Source organism: uncultured Campylobacter sp. (assembly GCF_938018145.1).
GTDB lineage: Bacteria > Campylobacterota > Campylobacteria > Campylobacterales > Campylobacteraceae > Campylobacter_A.
On the sequence record NZ_CALIII010000307.1, the window covers coordinates 1 to 4,926 of the forward strand.

6 protein-coding genes are annotated in these 4,926 nt (G+C 43.6%); 3 read left to right on the forward strand and 3 right to left on the reverse strand.

Features of this window, described 5'->3' with window-relative positions; all coding sequences use genetic code 11:
• The 3 genes from Q0338_RS07240 to Q0338_RS07250 all read right to left on the reverse strand — a co-directional run.
• The coding region (locus tag Q0338_RS07240) for a 3'-5' exonuclease (protein WP_298086169.1) at positions 1-803 on the reverse strand (803 nt) is incomplete at its 3' end.
• The gene (gene rpe / locus Q0338_RS07245) at positions 800-1,447 is read right to left on the reverse strand and encodes a ribulose-phosphate 3-epimerase (protein ID WP_298086170.1); all 648 of its coding nucleotides are present in this window, start codon (positions 1,445-1,447) and stop codon (positions 800-802) included. The genes Q0338_RS07240 and rpe, both read right to left, overlap by 4 nt.
• 11 nt (positions 1,448-1,458) lie before the next feature.
• Positions 1,459-2,823 (reverse strand): STAS domain-containing protein, encoded by a 1,365-nt coding sequence (locus Q0338_RS07250; protein WP_298086171.1) that lies wholly within the window; start codon positions 2,821-2,823, stop codon positions 1,459-1,461.
• 213 nt (positions 2,824-3,036) lie between these two features.
• Here Q0338_RS07250 and rpmB point away from each other — a divergent pair, with 213 nt between their 5' ends.
• The 3 genes from rpmB to Q0338_RS07265 all read left to right on the forward strand — a co-directional run bounded on the left by rpmB (position 3,037) and on the right by Q0338_RS07265 (position 4,817).
• Positions 3,037-3,228, forward strand: a complete 192-nt coding sequence (gene rpmB, locus Q0338_RS07255) for a 50S ribosomal protein L28 (RefSeq protein ID WP_002945979.1) — start codon at positions 3,037-3,039, stop codon at positions 3,226-3,228.
• A gap of 21 nt (positions 3,229-3,249) precedes the next feature.
• Complete coding sequence (locus Q0338_RS07260; RefSeq protein WP_298086172.1) at positions 3,250-4,380, forward strand: potassium channel protein; 1,131 nt, start codon at positions 3,250-3,252, stop codon at positions 4,378-4,380.
• Between the two features lie 212 nt (positions 4,381-4,592).
• Complete coding sequence (locus tag Q0338_RS07265) at positions 4,593-4,817, forward strand: YdcH family protein (RefSeq protein WP_002946649.1); 225 nt, start codon at positions 4,593-4,595, stop codon at positions 4,815-4,817.
• The last annotated feature ends 109 nt before the right edge of the window (positions 4,818-4,926 follow it).

The window sequence follows — 4,926 nt, forward strand, 5'->3', positions numbered from 1 at the left end:
AATTTGACCGGTTCGCCGGCTTCATTCGTCGTGATTTTTAGTTGTTTCATCGTCTTGGCTGATTTGCTAAACTCTATTAGATCCTCGGTCGTTCTTACCTCGCTCGGGAGCTTTTGTAGTGAATATTTAAAAATTTCAGCCGCTGCGATAGCGTCGCTTAGGGCTCTGTGATGGGTATTGTCGATGCCTAAAATTTCTTTTAGCGTGCCTAGGCCGTATTTTGGCGAGGCTATGGTGCGGCGGGCTAGATCGATCGTGCAGAGCTTACGGTTTAGTAGCTCGCCGTATCCTAGCGCTTCTAGCGTCGCGCTGATAAATCCGTAGTCAAAGCGAACGTTGTGTGCCACAAAAACGCTCTGACCTAAAAAGACTTTAAACTGCTCCATGACGAAGGCAAGGCTTGGTGCGTTTTTTAGGTGCTCTGCGGTGATTCCCGTTAGTTCGCTGATATTTTCCGGGACGTAGGGCGCGTACACGAATGTTTCAAATTTGCCGATTATTTCGCCATTTTGTAGCTTTAGTGCGCCGATTTCTATGATCTGGCCGCTATTTATACCGCCGCTAGTTTCTATATCTACGACGCAAAAAATTTGATCTTTTATCTCATTGCGCCGCGTTTTTAGCTCGATTTGGTTTTTTGCGGTGCGGGTTATATCAAGCCCAAGCGCGCGCCACATCTGCACGTCGCGAACGTCGAAAAGCTCGGAGTATTCGTCCATTTGCTTGGTCGCGGCGACAAAGTCCGCGTAGGCTATGTTTCGTTTGGCGATGACGGCGAGTAGAGCTTCGAAATCTTGGTTCAAAACTCGAGCTTTAGCGAGCGGATAGAGTGCTCGTATGAATTTGACGAAAATATATAACTGCCCGCCACGACGATATCTACGCCCGCTTCATCGAGCTGCGCGACGTTTAGTCCCGTCACGCCGCCGTCTACCTCGATCATGCATTTTGCGTTTTTACGCTCGATCATTTCGCGTAGACTGCGAGCTTTTTCGAGCACCGAAGGGATAAATTTTTGCCCGCCAAATCCTGGATTTACGCTCATTAAAAGCACCATGTCGACCTCGTTTACGATGTGCTCGATCGCCGATACCGGCGTGTGCGGGTTTAGTACGATTGCAGGCCCCGTGCCGTGGCTACGGATGTGATCGATTAGGCGTAGCGGGTGCATTTCCTCCTCGATGTGAAAGCTTAAAAATTTAGGCTTCAGAGGCAAAAAAAGATCGGCGAAAAAAGTGTTATTTTGCACCATTAGGTGTATGTCTAGCGGCTTTGTAGCGGCTCTTGCGACAGCATTTACTACGACGGGGCCGATGGTTAAATTTGGCACAAAATGCCCGTCCATCACGTCAACATGCACGAGATCGGCGCCAGCCTCGCAGATGGCCTCGATCTCGGCTCTTAAATTTCCAAAATCAGCCGATAAAATACTCGGTGCTACGTACATTTTAGTGTCCTTTATTTGCTTAGAAAAAATATCGCGTCCATGCCGTCGATGTCTAGTCGCACCAGGACGCATTTGTTTTTTTTGTCTTCGTCTGTGATGGTTTCAAAAACGTGCGGCAAAGTAAAATTTGCCTCTATCTTTTGGCTCTTTAGCCACGCCTCGATGCGGTCTGAGATGACGCTAAGCAGATCTGCGTATGCCTCAGTCATGCTCACACCGCTACCTTCTTGGAGTAAAATTTTGCAGATCCTATGAACGGCGTATTTTTCGATGCAGAGGATAAATTTGGCGTTCATATCGCCATAAAACGCTACCGAGCCCATACAAAATTTCTCCTCGTCACAGCTAAAATTTGCTATCTCCGTGGCAGTGCGAGTGACGGGTAAATTTGACAAAGACGCCAGCGTATCCATGATGACTTTTAGCACGTTTGGCAGGACGTCTATGAGATCTTTGGTGATATTTTTTGGCCTATCCTCGGCTGTTGCGCCGCCGCCTTCTATTGTAGCGTCGTCGTTAAAAAAGTCCTCAACCGAGCGGTAAAGCAAGATCCCGCAGTCTTCCAAATCGTAAATCAGCGCTTTTGACATGCTTTCTTTTTTTAATCCGCACAGCGCTATCGTAGCTCCGTATTCGGCGCACTCCATTGCTAGTTTAGCTAAAAACGACACACCGTGGATGTTGATAGAGCTTGATTTGCCCATGTCGAAAACGAAAAATTTAAAGCCTACTTTGAGCGAATTTAGAAAAACTTTATAGTCGAAATTTTCCGAGAAAGAGGAGTCGATAAAGCCGTCTATGCCGTAGATCACGACGTTTTCTTTGAGCGTTATTTTGATGTCTTTTTTGCTTGATTTTATGTCGGTTAGGTGTACGGCGTATTCAAAATCTTTATAGGTGCTCTTAAATTCGTTGATATCTTTTGCGATCACGGGCTTATACCCGCGGCCTGAAAGCCTCAGTGCGATCTGGCGTTTTTGCTCGGCGTCCGAGTTAAATACTATAATGCGTCTGTTTGCAAAATCCGGTTCAAAAGTACCCCAAAATAGAAGCGCGACATTTGAAGTCTCAAAAAACGATACGTTTAAAACGTCCTTGGACATCCTTTTTAGAGCTTTAAATTTAAGCTCGTTGTAGTCACAAAAGCCTACGTCGGCGTTGCTTTCTTTTGCTAACCTAGAGACGATTTCTAGGATGAGATTAAAACCTACCTTATTGAAATAAACGGCATTTTTTAGGGATATTAGGATGTGGCGCGGCGCATTTTGGCGTAATTTTCTTATGCTTGCATCGCCAATGCTGTATTTGTCGATATCTCCGTCTAGAAAGCCAAGAGGGTAAAATATCGCAACGTTATCTTTAAATCTCAGTCTCATAAATGGGGATAAAAACTTTCCTAAAATTTTAAATTTTGCTAAAAATCGACTAGTAAATTTTTAAAATTTAACCGCGTTTAAGTTGCGATATTTTAGCTTTTTTATCCATAAAATCAGTTTAAAAACTAACGCTTTTGTAAAAGTAGCTTTAAGCTTTTATTTTGTTTCTTTTAGATAAAATCAGCAGAAATTTTTATTTTTAAGGAAACAAATATGTCAAGAGTATGCGCAATAACAGGCAAAGGTCCGATGGTAGGCAACAACGTCAGCCACGCCAAAAACAGAACAAAAAGAAGGTTTTTGCCAAACCTAAGAACCATCCGCGTTACGCTAGAGGACGGCACTACGAGAAAGATCAAAGTAGCTGCTTCTACGCTAAGAACGATGAGAAAACAGTCACGCTAAATTTACCGCAAATTTGAGGAGTTGTCTTTGTTTAAAAAGATTTTAAAATTCCTCAACTGGTCAAGTTCTGCCAAACCTCAAATCAACCTCAATACCGAACTTTACGAACAACTTCGCCCGTTTCGCTTACCGCTCATCTTAGTCGTTTTGATGATGATGATCGGAGCTATGGGCTACGTCACGATCGACGGTTTTAGCCTGATAGACGCGATTTATCAGGCCGGTATGACTTTTACGACCGTCGGTTTTACCGAGGTCGCACCTATTTCTCCGGCCGGCCGGATTTTTACTATCACTTTTATTTTGCTAGGCTTTGCCGTTTTTACGTTTTCTACGGGTTTGATGCTCGAAGTTTTAAAAAAAGGCGCGCTCGTAGCGATCATAAAGGAAAGACGAATGCTATACAAGATCGCAAGACTAAAAAACCACTTTGTCATCTGCTATCACAACCAATACACAATGGAATTAAGCCGCGAATTTAGGGAAAATCACATCCCATTTATCGTTATTGATCCGCGCGAGGATCTGCCGGAAATCGCGGAAAAATACAAGTATCCATACTATATCGTCTCTCAGCCGCACACGCAAACGGCGCTTTTAAAGACGCATTTTTCAAGCGCAAAAGGCATGATCACGCTAAGTTCAAACATTGCAGATAACATCGCCCTTATCGCCACCGTGAGGCTATATGAAAAAGAGATCGGGCGCAAAAAGCCTTATTTTATAATGACAAACTCCGACAACCAAGACGATACCGAGCGCCTAAAAAAGCTCGGCGCAAACAGCGTCGTGAGCCCGTCAAAACTCGTCGCCCAGCGCCTTAGCGCGATGAGCGTACGTCCGGATATGGAAAATTTGCTCGAGCAGTTTTTGTATAAGCAAGACTCTCCGATCGATATCGAGGAGATTTCGGTGCCTGATTATTCGTGGGTGCGCTTTAAACGCCTAAAAGAAACTAATCTGCGAAACATAACAAACGCCGACGTCGTAGGCATCAAGGACGTAAATAACAAATTTATCCCGATGCCAAAGGGCGACACGCTAATCGGCACGGGCACGAAGCTGCTTGTTATCGGCACGGGCGAGTCGATACGCCTAACCAAACGCGTCATAAAAAGCAAGCATAAGCCAGAAGAGCTAAAGTACGTTTAAATTTGAGCTTTGCACGGTAAATTTACGTTACAAAACCACTGTAAATTTGATGCTATAACAATTCATCGGTGCCATAAAATTTGATAAATTTAAACTTGGCATAGGTTGGGTAAAATTTACCAAATCGCCATAAATACGGCGCGTTTTTAACCCGCTCTTAAAATAATATTCGCTAAAATTAAATTAAAATTTAATCCATCAAAGGAGCAAATATGTTTCATGAAGACAGAGAGCTTATAACTAAGCTAAAAGGCACGAATGCGAGATTTACGTCGCTTTTCGACAAACACAACGACCTAGACGAAAAGATCGCCGAGATGCAAAAAGGCAATGTCTATAACGATGCCGAAGTGGATGCTCTAAAACGCGAAAAACTCAGACTAAAAGACGAAATTTACGCCTTTTTAGCCGAGTATAAAAAAGAAAATAATCTTTGATTTAATAGCGGCGGACGATTTGTGCCGCCGTTTTCTGCTTCAAATTCTCTCAAATTTTATCTTTGATTAGCTGCGAATCGCGCTAAATTTAATTCAAAACCAAGCCGTA

Coding starts and splice junctions, on each gene's coding strand:
- rpmB (WP_002945979.1), top strand. CDS start 3,037: ATGTCAAGAGTATGCGCAATAACAGGCAAAGGTCCGATGGTAGGCAAC.
- Q0338_RS07250 (WP_298086171.1), bottom strand. CDS start 2,823: ATGAGACTGAGATTTAAAGATAACGTTGCGATATTTTACCCTCTTGGC.
- rpe (WP_298086170.1), bottom strand. CDS start 1,447: ATGTACGTAGCACCGAGTATTTTATCGGCTGATTTTGGAAATTTAAGA.
- Q0338_RS07265 (WP_002946649.1), top strand. CDS start 4,593: ATGTTTCATGAAGACAGAGAGCTTATAACTAAGCTAAAAGGCACGAAT.